Raw genomic sequence first — 16036 nt, 5'->3', positions numbered from 1 at the left:
CAAGATCGACGCGTATGCGGCATCCATGTTCACCCTGCTCGCACTCGCCTTCTGCTTCCTTCTGCTCCTCGTCATCGGCCGCGCAGCCCGCGGCACCGGAAAGGCCATGTCATGACCCTGGAACACGTTCTGCCCCGCACGCAGGACAATCTGCTGCTCGCCGAGGCCGGCGAAGGCACCCGGGTGCAGTTCCAGGGTGTCGAGAAGAGCTACGGGGCGAACCGGGTGCTGCACGGCGTCGACCTCGACATCGCGCCCGGCGAGTTCGTGTCATTGCTGGGGCCGTCCGGCTGCGGCAAGACGACCGCGCTGCGGGTGCTCGCCGGCCTTGAGAAATCCGACGGCGGGGCTGTGCTGCTCGGAGGCCGCGACGTCTCGCGGGTGCCGACGAACAAACGGGACATCGGCATGGTGTTCCAGTCGTACTCGCTCTTCCCGCACCTTCGGGTCGTCGACAACACCGCATTCGGGCTGCGGCGGCGCGGTGCCGGACGAGCGGATGCCGCCACGCGCGCCCTGGACGCGCTGGCCCTCGTCGGGCTCGAGGCCTTCGCCGATCGCTTCCCGCACCAGCTCTCCGGCGGTCAGCAGCAGCGCGTCGCGCTGGCCAGGGCGCTGGTCACGGAGCCGAAGGTCCTGCTGCTGGACGAACCGCTCTCCGCGCTCGACGCGAAGGTGCGCGAGCAGCTGCGCGACGAGATCCGTCGCATCCAGCTGCGCCTCGGCATCACCACGGTGTTCGTGACGCACGACCAGGAGGAGGCTCTGGCGGTCTCGGACCGAATCGCGGTGATGAGCTCCGGGCGCATCGAGCAGATCGGCTCGCCGGAGCAGCTGTACACGACACCGGCGACAGCGGGCGTCGCGGCGTTCGTCGGGCTTTCCAGTGTGGTGTCGGGCGTCGCCGAGGGCGACCACGTCCGGGTGTGGGGACAGCGCCTGCCGCTGCAGTCACCCGCCGACGGACCGGTCGATGTCTACCTGCGGCCGGAGAACGTGCACTTCGCCTCCGAGGCGGATGCCGCCACCGACGCGCTCGTCGAGGAGAGCACCTTCCTCGGCAGCATGCGCCGCACGCTCGTCCGCACCGAATCGGGAGAGCTGGTGCGGGTGCAGCACTCCCCCGGCATCCACCCCGCCTTCGGCGACCGGGTGCGCATCGCCATCGCTCCCGAGCCGGTCGCGGTGAACCCCCGCGGCTGACGCTGACCGCCCGGATCCGGCGCCGAAAGGGCTACAGCACGCGCGAGAGGAAGTCCTGTGTGCGCTGATGCTGCGGATTTGCGAGCACTTCACGGGGGTCGCCTTCTTCGACGATGACGCCGCCATCCATGAAGATCAGCCGCGATCCCACCTCACGGGCGAAGCCCATCTCGTGCGTGACGACGAGCATCGTCATCCCCTCGTCCGCGAGCGTGCGCATGACCTGCAGCACCTCACCGACCAGCTCAGGATCGAGCGCCGATGTCGGCTCGTCGAAGAGCATCATGTCGGGATTCATGCACAGCGCCCTGGCGATCGCCACACGCTGCTGCTGACCGCCGGAGAGGTGCCCGGGGAAGGCATCGGCCTTCTCGGACAGGCCCACCCGCTCCAGCATCTCGTGTGCGACCCGCTCCGACTCGGCCTTCGAGCGCTTCTTCACGCGCTGCTGCGCGATGGTGAGATTGCCCAGCACGTTGAGGTGCGGGAACAGGTTGAAGCTCTGGAACACCATGCCGATGCGGGTGCGCACCCGGTCGATGTCGACTTCGGGGTCGGTGATGTCGATGCCCTCGATGAAGATCTGACCGCCGGTGGGCTCCTCGAGCAGATTCACCGAGCGCAGCAGTGTCGACTTTCCGGAGCCCGAGGGCCCGATCACGCAGACGACCTCGCCCGCGGTGACGGTGAGGTCGATGCCCTTGAGCACCTCGTTGTCGCCGAAGCTCTTGCGGAGGCCCCGCGCCTCGATGGCGGGCGCATGGACGTTGATCAGGTCGGTGCTCATCGTTGCTTCGCCAACTTTCGCTCGAGCCACGCGGCCACCCGGGTGAGCGGGATGGTCACGAGCAAGTAGAGGATCGCAGCCATCACGAGCGGCGTGGCGTTCGCGTTCACCGTCGATGCGTCACGGGCGAAGTTCGTCAGCTCCTTGGTCTGGATCGTCACGCCCGCGATGAACAGCAGCGAGGTGTCTTTCAGCAGGAGGACGAACTCGTTCGTCATCGGCGGAATGATGATGCGGAACCCCTGCGGGAGGATGATCCAGAAGGTCGTCTTCATCGGCGACATCCCGAGCGAGCGCGCAGCCTCGGTCTGGCCCTTCGGCACGGCCTGGATGCCGGCGCGGATGACTTCGGCCATGTAGGCCGATGCCACCAGGATCAGCCCCAGCAGTCCCGCGCCGACGGTGCCGCCCGGCACCCGGATGCCGAGCGCGATCGGAAGCATGAACGCCACCGCGAAGATCGTGAGGATCGCCGGGAGCCCGCGGAACAGCTCGATCCAGCCCGTGGCAAACCACCGGAAAGGAGCGATGCTCGACAGCTTCATGAGGGCGAGCAGGATGCCGAGCAGCAGCCCTCCGACGAAGCCGACGAGCGTGAACCACAGCGTGTTCACGAGCGCGGTCGTGATGATCCCGGGGAACATCTCCGCCGCGACCTCGGGGTTGAAGAACTGCTTCCCGATCCGTGCCCAGTCCGCCTGCAACGCGACCCACGCGATGAACGCGACGAAGATCGCGTACATCGAATAGCGATACAGTTTGCTTTTTGTCGTACGCCTCAACGCCATCGTCAAGGATCCCCGATCTACCCGCGCCGCCGATTACTTCGCGGTGAAGTACTCGTCGTAGATCGTCTGGTACTCGCCGCTGTCCTTCAGCTCGGCGAGCGCACCGTTGACGGCCTCGAGCAGAGCGTCCTTCTCATCCTTGGCGAACGCGAAGCCGTAGGACTCGTCGGTCTCATATTCCTCGACGATCTTGTAGGCGGAGTCCGCCTTCTCGTGCTCGAGGTTGACCGGCTGGTCCTGCAGGATGGCGTCGATCTGACCGGCCTGCATCGCCGGCCACAGTTCGCCGTCGGAGGGGTACTGCACGAGCTGCGCGCCGGGAGCGTTCTCGGTGGCGTAGCTCTCGCCCGTGGTGCCCTGCTGCACACCAACGTTCTTGCCGTCGAGGTCGTCGATCGACTCGATGCCGGAGTCGGTGCGCACGAGAAGCGACTGCAGCGAGTCGTAGTACGGGTCGGAGAAGTCGATGTTCGCCTTACGCTCTTCGGTGATGGTCATCGCAGAGGCGCCGATGTCGCACTGGCCGGCCACGAGGATGGTGCCGGACTGGAGCGCGTCGAAGTTGACGTCCTCGACCTTGAGGCTCAGATCGAGCTTCTTCGCGATGGCGTCGAGCAGGTCGATGTCGAACCCGGAGTATCCGCTTTCCGCGCTCGTGTCCTCGACCTCGAACGGCGGGTAGGGCACGTCGGAGCAGACCGTGAGCGTGCCGGCCTCGACGAGATCGAACTCGTCGCCACCCGCACCCGGCTCCTGGTTGCCACCGCCGCCGGACGCGCAGCCGGCGAGCGCCAGCGATGCCGTGGCCGCGATGGTGAGTCCGAGAATGAGATGGCGACGTCGCTGCATGACCGCTCCAGGGTGGTGAGGGGGGCTGACGGGGTAGGAATTCATCTTGACACGACCGGGCGACGGATTTCTGCGATACCGTCGCCGCGCAGATTACGTTTGCGTTGCGAGTGCGGGCCCCGGCGCGCTCACTCGGTCGCGATGCGAGCCAGGAAACTCCGCCGGGTCTCACTGATGTCCGCGTCCACCCTCGAAGGGTGCACGCGGTTCACGAGCAGCACTCCGTATCCGCCCGACGCGGGACAGACGGCGAAGCAGGTGCCGGTGAACCCGGTGTGCCCAATCGCGTCCAGCCGCCCCATCCACGCCGCGTCCCGCACCCGAAGCCCGACCGCCTGGCCGTAGCCCGCCTCCGCCTGCGCGACCGGCGTCGACATGAGACGCACGCTCTCCTCGGACAGCACCCGCGTCGACGGTCCGGCACCGCGGTCGCGGATCATGCGTGCCAGAGCCCCGATGTCGTCCGCCGTGCCGAAGAGGCCGGCGTGACCCGCCGGCCTGCCGAGCGCCGCCGCCAGTTCATCGTGAACCTCCCCGCGGATCGGACCTCGGCCCGGCTGCGTCTCGGTCGCAACGGCGAGCTCTGGGTCGGGCCTCCACGTCAGGTCATCGGCGCCGAGGGCAGCGGCGACGTCGCCGATCAGCGAGTCGAGCGACCTGGCGGTGATGCGCTCGAGCAGCACACCCACGGCGATGAAGCCGACGTCGGAATAGCAGTGCGAACTGCCGGGCGCCGCGATGAGTTCGCTCTGCAGCACTCCGGCCCGGAGTGCCTCCCCTGTGAGGCCGCGGCGCCACAGGGCGCCTTCCGCCGGCAGGCCGGACGTGTGGGTGAGCAGGTGGCGGAGGGTGATGGCGGCTGCCGCGGCCCCGCGACCGACACGGACGGTATCGGAGACGGGAGCGTCGAGGTCGACCCGCCCTTCGTCGACCAGGCGGAGTGCCGCGACCGTCGTGAACATCTTCGTCAGCGAGGCCAGGTCGAACAGGTGGTCGGCTCGGAGCGGGGTCTCGTCGCCGAAGGCCGGCGTTCCGCGCAGCATCCGCTCCTCGGCCTGTCCCGTCGCCGTGACCCGCAGCGACGACCAGGCCGAGCCCGGAGCGCCGTTCACCATGACGGTTGTGCGGGGCTCACTTGCTCATGCCCGAGGTCAGCCCGCTGATGATCTGCTTGGTGGCGAGCAGGAACAGCACCACGAGCGGGATCGTCGCGATGGTGAGGCCGGCGAACAGCTGCGGCCAGTCGGTGGAGTACTCCCCGAAGAACCGCGTGAGACCGACCGGCAGGGTGTAGGAGTCGCGGTCGCGGAGCAGGATCAGCGGGTAGAAGAAGTCGTTCCAGACGGGCACGAAACGGAAGACGATCACTGTCGCCAATGCGGGTCGCACGAGCGGCAGCAGGATCATGAGGAACGTGCGCAGCGGCCCCGCACCGTCGATGCGCGCCGCCTCCTCGAGCTCGATCGGCAGCGCCCGGAAGAACACCGTCAGCACGAAGGTCGTGAACGGGATGCCGAGGGCGCCGTAGACGAGGATCAGGCTGAAGACGTTGCTGGTCATCTTCAGGGAGTCGAGCAGATAGAACAGCGGCAGGATGGCCAGGTGCACCGGAAGCATGAGTCCGGACAGGAACACCGCCTCGATCCCCCGGAAGAACTTCGCCCGTGCCCTCGCGAACGCATATGCGGCGAGCACCGAGACGACCGTCGTGACGATGACGGAACCGACCGTCACGGTGATCGAGTTGATGAAATACGTGTCGAACGACGCGGTGATCCACGCCTTCTGGAAGCTCGTGAAGGTCGGGGGAATCGGCAGCCCGAGCGGCTCCGACGCGATCTGCTGCTGCGTGCGCAACGAGTTGTTGACCATGAGCAGAAGCGGCCCGATCGCGATGATCGCATAGCCCCACAGGAAGATGTTGGCGAACAACCGCCCGACGAAGGGCGTCTCGGATGCGCGCCCGCGACGCCTCGGTGCAGACGAGCGTCGGGACACGATCGCCTCGGTGGTCGGCTCGGCGACGGTACTCGTGGCGGTGACCATCAGAACAGCTTCCGTTCGGCTCGGCGCATGGTGGAGGTGATGACGACCGAGATCACCATGATGAAGATGAACAGCACCGTCGCGAGCGCCGATGAGACGCCGATGGAGTTCGGATTGCCGGACTCGAACGCAGTGCGATAGAACAGCAGCATCATCACATCGGTCGACCCGGCGGGTGCTCCGTTGGAGCCGGCGAGCGCGAACGGGATCGCCATCGCCTCCATGCTGCCGATGAAGGTCAGTACGGTGATGATCCCGATGGTCGGGGTCAGCATGGGCAGCGTGATGTAGCGGAACCGCTTGCCTGCCGTCGCCCCGTCGAGCGCCGCGGCCTCCTCGATCTCCTCCGGGATGCCGCCGAGCGCTGCGCCGTAGAGCAGGATCGGGAAGCCGATCCACTGCCAGGCGCTGACGAGCACGATCACCCAGATGGCGAGATGGGGATCCCCCAGCCACGGCAGAGCGAGGCCTTCCAGCCCGACACCTCGGAGGATCGCATTGATGGGGCCGAACAGCGGCGAGAGCATGAGCGACCACAGGTAGCCGATCACCATGGGGCTCACGAGGTAGGGCAGGGCGAAGATCGTCTGGAAGAAGCGCTTGGTGCGCTTGCGCCGGTGCAGCAGCGTGGCGATGCCGAGACCCAGCGAGTTCTGGAAGACCAGGGCACCGGCGAAGAGCAGCAGGTTGTGGCCGAAGGCGTTCCACAGCTCCGTCGCGTACGGCTCCTTCGTCAACAGGGTGAGGTAGTTGCCGATGCCCGCGAAGCCCCCCTGCTTGGTGCCCTGCCAGTCGAAGAACGAATAGCTCAGCGCCGCGAGCATCGGGTAGAGGATGAGCACGGCGAACAGCGCGGCAGCGGGCAGGACGAACAGCAGCGCCGTCGGGGTGGTGAGTGCGATCCCGGTGCGGGAACGGCTCGCCTTCTCCCGGCGGACGGGAAGTGTCAGGGCCATGGGTTCTCTTTCGATCCGCTGCGGGGGTGGCAGAGCACCCCCGCAGCGACACAGTCAGGATCCGGGAGTGAACCAGGTCGAGATACCGGCCTGAAGATCCGCGCCGAGCTGCTCGGGAGTCTTGCTGCCGAGGAACATCGCCTGGATGTCCGGCCCGAGCACGGCGGTGCCGGTCGGGTCGCCGTAGCGGAAGTCGACCAGCAGCAGGTACGGAGCGGGGTTCTCGGTGTACTGCTCGTTCATCTCCTGCATCAGCGGGTCGGAGTACTCCACACCGGGGAGCGCCGAGAACTGGTCGACCTCGTCCGCGACGAGCTGGCCGAACTCCTTCGTCGTCATCCAGTTGAGCAGTTCGGTGGCGGCATCCTGCTGGTCGCTCGAGGCGTTGATGCCGAAGCTGCCGTCCGCGTACCCCGGGGTGACCGCATGATCGAGGGCGCTGCCCGGCGCGGGCGGCACCTCGTACACCCCCCACTCGGTGTCGGGAGCGGAATCCTGGAACGTCGGCAGGTCGAACGATCCGCCCGGCCACTGAGCCGCCTGTCCGGAGGTGAACTGCAGCACCGCATCGGCGACCGCGATGGCGTTCACGTTCTTGTCGAGGTACTTCTGCATGTCCTTCACGATCTGCAGCGACGACACGTACGCCGGGTCGGTGAAGTCGACTTCGCCGCTGAGCACCTTCTCCTCGAACTCGGCGCCACCGTAGTTCGCCGCGCCGACGATGTCGTGGAACATCGGAAGCACCCAGTCCTCGCGCGCCCCGAGAGCCATGGGCGTCACGCCCTCCTTCAGGAGGGTCTCCTGCAGGTCGATGAACTCGTCCCAGTCCTTCGGCTCGTCGAGTCCCATCTCGTCGAACATGGTCTTGTTGTAGAACATCTGCATCGTCTGGTAGGCGAAGGGCACGCCGTAGGTCGCGCCGTCCTCGAGCCCCTGCGCTGCGCGCAGGACGGTGGGATCGAACTGGTCGAGTCCGTCGACGATGTCATCGATGGGCACGATCTGCTCCGACTGGATCGCCGACTGGATGCCGCCGTACGCGCGGAGCATGGCGATGTCCGGTCCGTCGCTGCCCTCGAGCCCCGTGGCGAGGATCTGGTTGTACTCGGTGGGCTGGAAACCTTCGAACTCGATGGTCACGCCCGGGTGGGACTCTTCGTAGACATCGAAGACGGCCTCCCACTTGGGTGACGACGATGCCTGCCACGACCAGATCGTGAGCGTGACGTCTTCGTCGCCGCCCTCGCCGCCCTCGCCGCTGGAGGCGGCCGGGGCACAGCCGGCGACGGCGAGTCCCGTGACAAGAAGGCCGGCGGTGAACACGAGGCGATTGGGTCGGTGTCGCATGAGGGTTCCTCTCGGGTTGTGAGTGCCGCCGCTGGCAAGGGGCGATGGCTTCTCTGCTGCGCATTCACCACTTTGGGCAATGATTTCCGAAATAGCAACCATTTCCGAAAATTGATTACATTCTGGAAACACGTCTGTCATCATGGGCACGTGCCCACCAGTGCAATGACGGCCATCCATCAGCGACACTCGGCGCTGACGCCGACCGAGCAGCGCATCGCCTCCCACGTGCTCGATGATCCGCAGAGCGCCGTCGAGAACTCGATAACGCAGTTGGCGGCGGCCAGCGGAACATCGGTGGCGAGCATCGCCCGCTTCACGCAGAGCATCGGGTTCTCGGGCTACCCGGACTTCCGTCGCGCACTCGCCGCCGAACTCGACCGCTCTGAGTCCGACCGCGAGCGGTTCCAGGTGTCTGCCGGAGATGTCAGCCGTGAGGACGACGCGATCACCACCATCCGGAAGATCGCGTTCGCCGAGGCGTCCGCGATCGAGCGCACCGCTCGTCAGATCGACATCGCCGAACTCGAACGCGCCGTCAATGCGGTCAGGACGGCCCGGCGCATCGACATCTACGGCGCAGCGTCGAGCGGACTCGCCGCACAGGATCTGGAGCAGAAGCTGCACCGGGCAGGCCTCGTCGCGCAGGCCCGGACGGATCTGCACCTGGCTCTCACCGGAGCGGCCCTGCTGGACACCCGCGACGTGGCCATCGCCATCTCGCACTCGGGTCGGACACTCGAGATCGTGCAGTCGGCGGAGGTCGCGGGCGCCGCCGGTGCCACGACGATCGCCATCACGAACAATCCGCGCTCACCGCTGGCACGCGTGTGCGACCTGGTCCTCGTGACCGCCGTGTCCGAGTCGAGCTTCCGATCAGGGGCGATGTCGAGCCGTATGGCGCAGCTGGCCGTACTCGACTTCCTCTACACCCGCATCGCGCAAGCCGACTACGACACCATCGCCGAAAACCTTCAGCGCACCTACAACGCTGTGACCGCACACAGAATCGACTGACGAATGCTCCTCGGAATCGACCGCCTCATTCATCGCGACGTTCACCCCGACCTCCTCTCGCACCTGGAGAGCGGCCGCATCGGGATGCTGACGAACGACCTCGCCCTCACCTCGGACCTCGTCCGGGGACGCGAACCCCTGGCCGCCGCCGGGTGGCGGTTCTCGATGTTCTTCGGACCCGAGCACGGCCTCAGCGGCAGAGCCCGCGAGGGAGAACACGTCGGCGATGCATCCGACCCGGTGACGGGCGCGCCGGTGCGCAGCCTCTACGGCGCGGATGTCCGCCCTCGCTCCGAGGATCTCGCCGAACTCGACGTCGTCGTCATCGACCTCCCCGACGTCGGGGCCCGGTTCTACACCTACATCTGGACGATGAGCCACATGCTCGAGGCATGCGCCGACGCGGGTGTCGCCGTGGTCGTCCTCGACCGGCCCAATCCGCTCGGAGGCGAACTCGAGAAGGCCGAGGGGCCGATGCTCGACGAACGTGCGCACTCTCTGGTCGGTCGCTGGCCCATGCCGATCCGGCACGGGCTGACGATCGGCGAGATCGCGCGGCACTGGGTGCGCACCCGCGGAATCGATCTCGATCTGACCGTCATCGAGGTCCACGGGTGGAACCGCGCCGACACCGCCCTCGGTCGCCGAGAGCTCACCTGGATGCCGCCCTCACCCAACCTGCCGAGCGCGGCGACCGCCCTGCTGTACCCCGGCACGTGCCTCGCGGAGGGGGTGAACGTGTCGGAGGGGCGCAGCACGGCGGTGCCGTTCCGTGTGATCGCAGCGCCCTTCATCGACGGCGAGCGCTTTGCCGCCGCGATCGGCGCGGCCGCCATTCCCGGCATCGCGGCCGTGCCCTACGGCTTCACGCCGCTGGTCCGCGACCACGCCGGCGAGGCGTGCGAGGGTGTCATCCTCCACGTCACCGACCCGCATGCACTCCGCCCGGTGCGGTCGGGCGTGCGCCTGCTGTCGCTGATCGAGAGCATCCACCCAGGGGAACTCGAGGAGCGCTCGCTGGTGCCGATGCCCGGCGAGTCGGACTGGTCGCCTCTGGAGAAGCTCTTCGGCGTCGAAGGCGCGTTCGCTCAGATCATCGCCGGCGAGTGGGACGACCCGACGCGCCTCGCGGTACCCGAGTGGCGGGATTCGGTCACTCCAGACCTGCTCTACACCTGAGCAGTCAGAGGACGAAGTCGACGGCGACGCGCGAGGCGACGACCGAGCGGACGTACGCGACGACCTCTTCGTGCGCCGGATGGACCTGGTACTTCTCGAGATCCTCGATCGAGGCGAAGTCCGCCACGAGGGTGACGTCCCAGTTGGCACCGGGGTAGGCCATGTTCGCACCCGCTGTGATCGACTGGAGCTGCGGAACCACGCCGCGCAGCGCGTTGAGCCGCCGGGCGACCTCCTCGGCCTGAGCTCGACGCTCCCCCGCATCGTCGCTCGCGAGCTTCCACGAGACGACATGACGAACCGTCACGCGGCCGCCTCCTCGAGCGCCTGCCGTAGGCGGTCTGCCGAGACCCGCCAATGTGCGTGAAGCGCGCCGTCGATGAGGACGACAGGGATCTTCTCCCACCAGCGCTCGTAGAGCGCCGGGTCATCCTGGATGGACGCGGCCTCGATCTCGATCCGCTCGGCGACGGGGTCAGGCAGCTCTGCGACGACGGTGTCGATGATCTCTGACGCCACGTCGCACAGGTGGCAGTCGGGCTTTCCGATGAGCGTGATCGTGGTCACGCCGATGGCACCTCGACGGGCCTGCCCTGGGCGACCCATTCGCCGGTGCCACCCTCGACGTTGGTCACGTCGTAACCGCGAGCCTCGAGCGCTTCGGCGACTCTCGCGGAGCGGCCGCCCACCTGGCAGATCACGTCGAACGCCTCCGATGGGAGCTCGTCCAGGCGTTCGCCGATCTCGGACATGGGGATGTTCACGGCCCCGGGCACATGCCCGGCTGCGTACTCGTCCTTCTCCCGCACATCGATGAGGGGCGTTCCGGAACGTTCGGCGAGATCGGCGACGGTGATCGACTTCATGACATCCTCACGGTGTAGCAGGTCGCTGGTGGGCGAGGCGGGTACAGACACAAAGCGCCCGTCCGGAGACAGGCGCTCGTGTGTTGGCCGCTTACTTCTTGTTGCGGCGCTGGTGGCGAGTCTTGCGAAGCAGCTTGCGGTGCTTCTTCTTCGCCATGCGCTTGCGGCGCTTCTTGATGACAGAACCCACGGAAACCTCACTAAGTCAGCGGCTGGGTGTCGGACGACGTCGGACACCCGGGTACGGGCACGGAAAAATGCCTCGGATCAGTCTAGCAAACCGCAGGACCCGCCCGTCACCGGTCGCGCGCGTCAGCGCTTCGGGGCCGCGGCCCGGTGTCAGCCGACGTCCGCGATGGGGCGCTGCAGGGCATCGGCCACCGCCGACTCCGGCACGCGATAGCTGCGACCGAACCGGATGGCGGGCAGCTCGCCGGCATGCACGAGCCGATAGACGGTCATCTTCGACACGCGCATGATCTCGGCGACCTCGGCCACCGTCAGGAATCGGACGTCAGGAACTTCGGGCATCCCACGTACCCCTTTCTCGATGTGCACACTCTATGGGGAAGGTGCGACACCTGTAAACCCATGTGGCTCCTGTGATCTCGGAAGACGGATCACCGCGCTCCCGCGATCGTCGCGAACGCGCGCACCGGGAAGGTTCCGAATCCTCGGACGGCGGGCGGCGCTGCGGTGAATCGTGCGCCCCGCGCCGGGAGAGCATCGAGATTGGTCAGGTGCTCCACCACGTGCACGCCCGCAGCGAGCAGCACCGAGTGCGCAGGCCAGGTTCCGCCGCTCTCGGTGTCGTCGATGTTCAGCGAGTCGATGCCGACGAGCCGTACACCCGCATCGACGAGGAAGCGGGCTGCATCCTCGGTCAGGAACGGCGCGCCCGACCCATACGCTGGCGTCCCGAAATGCCGACTCCATCCCGTGTCGAGGAGGACGGCTGCGCCGCGCAGCTCGCGGTCGGCGAGCATCGCGGCATCGATGCCCCGGCGCTCGGCGGTCCATGAATCGCGCAGGTGGAACACCTCCGCCGGCAGACCCACCAGAGTACTGAGATCGAGGGAGGCGAGGTCTCCCCCGTCGGCATAACGGTGGTACGGGGCATCCAGGTAGGTGCCGGTGTTGCCGATCATGGTGATGATATCCATCGCGAACTCCGTGCCGGGTGCGTAGCGCGTGCGAGAGTCCTCCCGCGTGAGGTGCGGCTGTATGGTCGGTGCCGGAAGGCCGGGGTATGTCACCAGGCCCGCTTCGATCGGGTGGCTGCAGTCGATGACGCGGTCGGCGACGCCGGCACCCGCGGCCGGCTCGATTCCTCGACTTCCGCGATGCGGTTCCGCCACGATCCGGAGGCGACGCAGTTCCACCCGACTCACCAGAGCGAGCCCGAGATGGTGAACGAGCAGACGGCCGATCTCAGTCTCCGTCATGTCCTGACGCGGAAGGTCCAGGCGGAAGCCCTCCCCATCGAGGCCGCCGCCATTGGCGAACGAGATCGAGAAGTCGAAATGCGCTCGGTACTCGGCGCTGTTCACTGTCGTCATCCCTTCATCATGGCAAGCGCGTGCCGGTTCCGGGTGACGGGATCAGGCCTTCTTCGCCTTCGCCAGTCGCTCCGCCGCCTCACGCATCGACTGACGCTCGAGCTTGCGTGCGGCGCGCAGTGCCTTCTCGGCATCCCGCACCGCCTTCAACGCGTCCCGGTACCGCTTGTCGCCGGCGAGCTCCGCGGGGTCGGCGCCGACCCAGTCCGGCTGACTCACGTGCGCCTCACCGCGGTCGAGCCCGGCGATGTAGGCCTGAACCCCGTCGAGGATCCGCTCGAGGGCGAAGCGGAAGGGGTCGGAGGTCGACAGGAACACCCCATCGTCGATCGCCCGGCGCAGGGCCGGATACTCGTCGGCGGTGATCACCCGATCGAAGAGCGCCGCCTCCTGCGCGGTGACTTCGTCGGCGGTGAGACCGCTGGTGCGCGCGGCGTCGGTGTATCCGGCGAGCACGGACCCATACCAGCGGGCGTGGCCGGTCACCGACAGCGCGACCGCGACCCGCTCCTCCGCCGTCAGCGGCGTCTGCTCGAGAGCGGCGAGTCCGGCATCCAGCCAGGCTGAGCTGTTGGGGGTGATCGGTGAACCCGAGATCGGCAGGGACAGCAACCACGGATGCCGGAGGTAGACCAGCACCTGCGCTTCGAAGAGCGCCCGGACCCGCTCCTGCCAGCTGTCGAGCACGAGATGATCTTCGGGCGGAAGCCCAGTCGCCTCCTCCTGCATGAGCAACAGCAGATCGTCCTTCGCGCTGACGTAGCGGTACAGCGACATGGGGGTGAACCCGAGTTTCGCAGCGACCGCGGCCATCGAGACGGCACCGATCCCGTCGGCGTCGGCCAGCTCGACGGCGGCCTCGACGATCCGCTCGACGCTCATCTCCCGCTTGGGCCCGCGCTGCGGATTCGCGGCGACTCCCCACGCGAGGGCGATGCCGCGAGGAAGCTCCGGCGGTTCGAGGTCTGTCATGCGAACATCGTACTTCTGTTTATTAAATAAACAGTGTGTTATGGTCATACACAGTTAGCTATACGGCCTACACAGTTTCGTGCATACACAGAAGGGAAAGCCATCATGACGACAGCGATCGACGTACGGGGGCTGCGCCAGGGGTTCGGCGGGCGAACCGTGATCGACGACCTCGACTTCACGGTCGCCCGCGGCGAGGTGTTCGCCCTGCTCGGACCGAACGGCGCGGGAAAGACGACCACCATCAACATCCTCACGACCCTCACGAAGGCCGACGCCGGCACGGCACGCGTCGCCGGTTTCGACGTCCGCGCGCAGCCGGTCGAGGTGCAGAAACGGATCAGCCTCACCGGCCAGTCCGCCGCCGTCGACGACGCCCTCACGGCGACGGAGAACGTCGTGATGTTCGCCCGGCTCGCCGGGCTCGGCCGGGCGGCTGCACGACGCCGGGCGGTCGACCTCATCGCGCAGTTCGATCTGCGCGATGCGGCCTCGCGCCGCGTCCGCACCTTCTCGGGCGGCATGCGGCGCCGACTCGACCTCGCGCTCAGCTTCGTCGTCACGCCGGAGGTGCTCTTCCTCGATGAACCGACCACCGGGCTCGACACCCGCAGCCGCCGCGACCTCTGGGACATCATCCGCGCACTCGCGGCGGCCGGCACCACCGTCTTCCTCACGACGCAGTACCTCGAGGAGGCCGACCAGCTGGCCGACCGGATCGCGGTGCTGCACGACGGCCGGATCGCCGCGCTGGGCACCGCGGCCGAGTTGAAGGCCCGTGTCGGTGGCGACACGGTCGAAGTGCATGACGACCGAGGCGAACTCCGCCGGGAGATCGCCACCGACGGCACCGTCGCGGGCCTTCGCCGAGCGCTCGACCTGCTCGACCAGGAGGGTGCGGACGGCGTCGTCACCCTTCGTCGCCCCTCACTCGATGATGTCTTCCTCGCCGTGACCGCCCGCTCAGAGAAGGAACTCGCATGAACACCGCCATCGCCCCGTCCGCGCCTCGTGTCTCCAGCGCCACCGTGCCCGCCCGTTCACATCTGCGCGGGGTCACCGCTGAGGCGGTGTTCGTCGGCCGGAGCCTTCGCCATTCGCTGCGTGACGGCGAATCGCTGCTGATGGCGATCATGCTGCCGGTGATGCTCATGCTCATGTTCACCTGGGTGTTCGGCGGCGCCATCGATCCCTCCGGCGCGTACGTCGACTACGTGGTGCCGGGGATCATCCTCACGTGCGCCGGATTCGGTGCATCGTCGACTGCGGTGTACGTGGCCAACGACATGCGCACCGGCATCATCGACCGATTCCGCACCATGCCGCTGCGCTCCGGCGCCGTGCTCACCGGTCATGTCGTCGCGAGCGTCCTGCGCAACCTCGTCGCGACGGCGATCGTGGTCGGCGTCGGCGTGCTCGTCGGGTTCCGCCCGACGGCGACGCTGCTCGAATGGGTGGCGATGGCTGGACTGATCGCCCTGTACATCCTCGCGATCACGTATCTGTTCGCCGCCATCGGCCTCGCGGCGGGCAGCCCGGAGGGCGCCAACGGATACGGGTTCGTGCTGCTGTTCCTGCCGTACCTCTCCAGCGCGTTCGTGCCCGTGGCGAGCATGCCCGAGTGGTTGCAGCCGGTCGCAGCAAACCAGCCGATCACCCCCATCGTCGAGACGATCAGAGGGCTGTTGATGGACGCGCCGCTGGATTCCGAGCCCTGGTGGGCGGTGGGCTGGTGCATCGCAATCCTCGCCGTGGCTGTCGCCTGGGGCGCCTGGCTGTTCCGCCGCAAGGCCGCCCGGCGCTGAGACCGGGTCCCACCCGTAGCCCGCTCGAGTCCCAGCTGAGGCATAGGCATTGCGCCTGGTTCACTCAGGATGCACTGCCACTCTGAGCGCACGACTCGAGGCCGGCACCGCACCGAGTCCACGCGGGTCTGGGGCCCGTGCATCGCCCCCGACGACATGCCCCCCCTGTCGTCGGGGGCGACGTCCGTCCGCGTTCCGCTGCCGCGCTCAGGCCCCGAGGCGCTTCAGTGCGGTCGCGACAACGTGCTTGGCCGAGGCAGCGGCACGGCCGACGACCTCTGCCGCGTGGGCCGCACCGTCGGGCAGCGGGCTCTGCGGGTAGTCGATGTCGGGTGCTTCGTCGCCGTACGCGTCGACGAGAAAGGGCACCAGCCAGTCGTCCACGACCTCCAGCGGCTCGACGGCGAGGCTGTAGAACCGGCGCTGGCCGTCCTCGCGGACGGTGACGAGTTCGGCATCGCGAAGCACCTTCAGGTGCTTGGAGACGGTGGGCTGGCTGATGCCGAGATCGGCGACGATCTGGCTGACGCTGGTGCCCGCATCCCCTTCGGTCGTACGCCGCAGCAGGAGTTGGAGGATGTCGCGCCTCGTACCGTCTGCGATCACGTCGAAGATGTCCGTCATGGTGATCAGGGTAGTCTCCCCCGGCACGGAGTACC

At 67.5% G+C, this 16036-nt stretch carries 20 protein-coding genes; 5 read left to right on the top strand and 15 right to left on the bottom strand.

From position 1 onward, the window contains the following. Positions 1-111: 111 nt before the first annotated feature. Positions 112-1203, top strand: a complete 1092-nt coding sequence (locus tag RIN18_RS15530) for an ABC transporter ATP-binding protein (RefSeq protein ID WP_309104896.1) — start codon at positions 112-114, stop codon at positions 1201-1203. A gap of 31 nt (positions 1204-1234) precedes the next feature. Here the strand turns inward: RIN18_RS15530 and RIN18_RS15525 are convergent, their stop codons facing one another. The 7 genes from RIN18_RS15525 to RIN18_RS15495 form a co-directional block, all read right to left on the bottom strand. Further along, positions 1235-1990: an amino acid ABC transporter ATP-binding protein gene (locus RIN18_RS15525; RefSeq protein WP_309104895.1), complete on the bottom strand. Its 756-nt coding sequence runs from the start codon at positions 1988-1990 to the stop codon at positions 1235-1237. Beyond that, on the bottom strand, positions 1987-2733 hold the full coding sequence (locus tag RIN18_RS15520; protein WP_309104894.1) for an amino acid ABC transporter permease: 747 nt from the start codon (positions 2731-2733) through the stop codon (positions 1987-1989). Before RIN18_RS15520 ends, RIN18_RS15525 begins: the two co-directional genes overlap by 4 nt. 78 nt (positions 2734-2811) lie before the next feature. Beyond that, on the bottom strand, positions 2812-3672 hold the full coding sequence (locus RIN18_RS15515; RefSeq protein WP_309104893.1) for a basic amino acid ABC transporter substrate-binding protein: 861 nt from the start codon (positions 3670-3672) through the stop codon (positions 2812-2814). 83 nt (positions 3673-3755) lie between these two features. Further along, positions 3756-4742: a serine hydrolase domain-containing protein gene (locus tag RIN18_RS15510; protein ID WP_309104892.1), complete on the bottom strand. Its 987-nt coding sequence runs from the start codon at positions 4740-4742 to the stop codon at positions 3756-3758. 16 nt (positions 4743-4758) lie between these two features. Beyond that, the gene (locus RIN18_RS15505) at positions 4759-5673 is read right to left on the bottom strand and encodes a carbohydrate ABC transporter permease (protein ID WP_309104891.1); all 915 of its coding nucleotides are present in this window, start codon (positions 5671-5673) and stop codon (positions 4759-4761) included. Further along, positions 5673-6629, bottom strand: coding sequence for a sugar ABC transporter permease (locus tag RIN18_RS15500; protein WP_309104890.1), 957 nt, complete (start codon positions 6627-6629; stop codon positions 5673-5675). Before RIN18_RS15500 ends, RIN18_RS15505 begins: the two co-directional genes overlap by 1 nt. 54 nt (positions 6630-6683) lie before the next feature. Next, positions 6684-7979 (bottom strand): extracellular solute-binding protein, encoded by a 1296-nt coding sequence (locus RIN18_RS15495; RefSeq protein WP_309104889.1) that lies wholly within the window; start codon positions 7977-7979, stop codon positions 6684-6686. A 150-nt stretch (positions 7980-8129) separates the two neighbouring features. Between RIN18_RS15495 and RIN18_RS15490 the strand changes: the two genes are divergently transcribed. Together RIN18_RS15490 and RIN18_RS15485 are read left to right on the top strand one after the other, a co-directional pair. Beyond that, positions 8130-8996, top strand: a complete 867-nt coding sequence (locus RIN18_RS15490) for a MurR/RpiR family transcriptional regulator (protein WP_309104888.1) — start codon at positions 8130-8132, stop codon at positions 8994-8996. A gap of 3 nt (positions 8997-8999) precedes the next feature. Next, on the top strand, positions 9000-10175 hold the full coding sequence (locus RIN18_RS15485; RefSeq protein WP_309104887.1) for a DUF1343 domain-containing protein: 1176 nt from the start codon (positions 9000-9002) through the stop codon (positions 10173-10175). 4 nt (positions 10176-10179) lie between these two features. On the opposite strand, the gene RIN18_RS15480 is transcribed toward RIN18_RS15485, so the two are convergent. From RIN18_RS15480 to RIN18_RS15450, 7 genes are all read right to left on the bottom strand, one after another. Beyond that, positions 10180-10482, bottom strand: coding sequence for a Dabb family protein (locus RIN18_RS15480; protein ID WP_309104886.1), 303 nt, complete (start codon positions 10480-10482; stop codon positions 10180-10182). After that, a complete protein-coding gene (locus RIN18_RS15475) occupies positions 10479-10742 on the bottom strand; it encodes a glutaredoxin family protein (RefSeq protein ID WP_309104885.1) in 264 nt (87 codons plus the stop codon). The genes RIN18_RS15480 and RIN18_RS15475 overlap by 4 nt, the downstream gene beginning before the upstream one ends. Then, a complete protein-coding gene (locus RIN18_RS15470) occupies positions 10739-11041 on the bottom strand; it encodes a rhodanese-like domain-containing protein (RefSeq protein ID WP_309104884.1) in 303 nt (100 codons plus the stop codon). Before RIN18_RS15470 ends, RIN18_RS15475 begins: the two co-directional genes overlap by 4 nt. Positions 11042-11132: 91 nt before the next feature. Continuing rightward, complete coding sequence (locus RIN18_RS15465) at positions 11133-11231, bottom strand: 30S ribosomal protein bS22 (RefSeq protein WP_003792170.1); 99 nt, start codon at positions 11229-11231, stop codon at positions 11133-11135. Positions 11232-11380: 149 nt separating this feature from the next. Further along, positions 11381-11572, bottom strand: a complete 192-nt coding sequence (locus RIN18_RS15460) for a helix-turn-helix domain-containing protein (protein ID WP_309104883.1) — start codon at positions 11570-11572, stop codon at positions 11381-11383. An 89-nt stretch (positions 11573-11661) separates the two neighbouring features. Continuing rightward, a complete protein-coding gene (locus RIN18_RS15455) occupies positions 11662-12600 on the bottom strand; it encodes a cyclase family protein (protein ID WP_309104882.1) in 939 nt (312 codons plus the stop codon). Between the two features lie 42 nt (positions 12601-12642). Next, positions 12643-13620: a TetR/AcrR family transcriptional regulator gene (locus RIN18_RS15450; RefSeq protein WP_309104881.1), complete on the bottom strand. Its 978-nt coding sequence runs from the start codon at positions 13618-13620 to the stop codon at positions 12643-12645. 57 nt (positions 13621-13677) lie between these two features. Here RIN18_RS15450 and RIN18_RS15445 point away from each other — a divergent pair, with 57 nt between their 5' ends. Beyond that, on the top strand, positions 13678-14556 hold the full coding sequence (locus RIN18_RS15445) for an ATP-binding cassette domain-containing protein (RefSeq protein ID WP_309104880.1): 879 nt from the start codon (positions 13678-13680) through the stop codon (positions 14554-14556). Next, positions 14553-15377, top strand: coding sequence for an ABC transporter permease (locus RIN18_RS15440; RefSeq protein WP_309104879.1), 825 nt, complete (start codon positions 14553-14555; stop codon positions 15375-15377). Before RIN18_RS15445 ends, RIN18_RS15440 begins: the two co-directional genes overlap by 4 nt. Before the next feature lie 207 nt (positions 15378-15584). On the opposite strand, the gene RIN18_RS15435 is transcribed toward RIN18_RS15440, so the two are convergent. Further along, complete coding sequence (locus RIN18_RS15435) at positions 15585-16001, bottom strand: metalloregulator ArsR/SmtB family transcription factor (protein WP_309104878.1); 417 nt, start codon at positions 15999-16001, stop codon at positions 15585-15587. Positions 16002-16036 lie beyond the last annotated feature (35 nt).

This window comes from Microbacterium sp. (assembly GCF_031179285.1).
Lineage (GTDB): Bacteria > Actinomycetota > Actinomycetes > Actinomycetales > Microbacteriaceae > Microbacterium.
The sequence above is the reverse complement of the archived record's forward strand: the minus strand, read 5'-3'. Positions and strand labels throughout refer to the sequence as shown.

Coding starts and splice junctions, on each gene's coding strand:
- RIN18_RS15520 (WP_309104894.1), bottom strand. CDS start 2,733: ATGTACGCGATCTTCGTCGCGTTCATCGCGTGGGTCGCGTTGCAGGCG.
- RIN18_RS15460 (WP_309104883.1), bottom strand. CDS start 11,572: ATGCCCGAAGTTCCTGACGTCCGATTCCTGACGGTGGCCGAGGTCGCC.
- RIN18_RS15455 (WP_309104882.1), bottom strand. CDS start 12,600: ATGACGACAGTGAACAGCGCCGAGTACCGAGCGCATTTCGACTTCTCG.
- RIN18_RS15530 (WP_309104896.1), top strand. CDS start 112: ATGACCCTGGAACACGTTCTGCCCCGCACGCAGGACAATCTGCTGCTC.
- RIN18_RS15445 (WP_309104880.1), top strand. CDS start 13,678: ATGACGACAGCGATCGACGTACGGGGGCTGCGCCAGGGGTTCGGCGGG.
- RIN18_RS15450 (WP_309104881.1), bottom strand. CDS start 13,620: ATGACCATAACACACTGTTTATTTAATAAACAGAAGTACGATGTTCGC.
- RIN18_RS15510 (WP_309104892.1), bottom strand. CDS start 4,742: ATGGTGAACGGCGCTCCGGGCTCGGCCTGGTCGTCGCTGCGGGTCACG.
- RIN18_RS15470 (WP_309104884.1), bottom strand. CDS start 11,041: ATGAAGTCGATCACCGTCGCCGATCTCGCCGAACGTTCCGGAACGCCC.
- RIN18_RS15440 (WP_309104879.1), top strand. CDS start 14,553: ATGAACACCGCCATCGCCCCGTCCGCGCCTCGTGTCTCCAGCGCCACC.
- RIN18_RS15505 (WP_309104891.1), bottom strand. CDS start 5,673: ATGGTCACCGCCACGAGTACCGTCGCCGAGCCGACCACCGAGGCGATC.
- RIN18_RS15525 (WP_309104895.1), bottom strand. CDS start 1,990: ATGAGCACCGACCTGATCAACGTCCATGCGCCCGCCATCGAGGCGCGG.
- RIN18_RS15485 (WP_309104887.1), top strand. CDS start 9,000: ATGCTCCTCGGAATCGACCGCCTCATTCATCGCGACGTTCACCCCGAC.
- RIN18_RS15435 (WP_309104878.1), bottom strand. CDS start 16,001: ATGACGGACATCTTCGACGTGATCGCAGACGGTACGAGGCGCGACATC.
- RIN18_RS15515 (WP_309104893.1), bottom strand. CDS start 3,672: ATGAATTCCTACCCCGTCAGCCCCCCTCACCACCCTGGAGCGGTCATG.
- RIN18_RS15495 (WP_309104889.1), bottom strand. CDS start 7,979: ATGCGACACCGACCCAATCGCCTCGTGTTCACCGCCGGCCTTCTTGTC.
- RIN18_RS15500 (WP_309104890.1), bottom strand. CDS start 6,629: ATGGCCCTGACACTTCCCGTCCGCCGGGAGAAGGCGAGCCGTTCCCGC.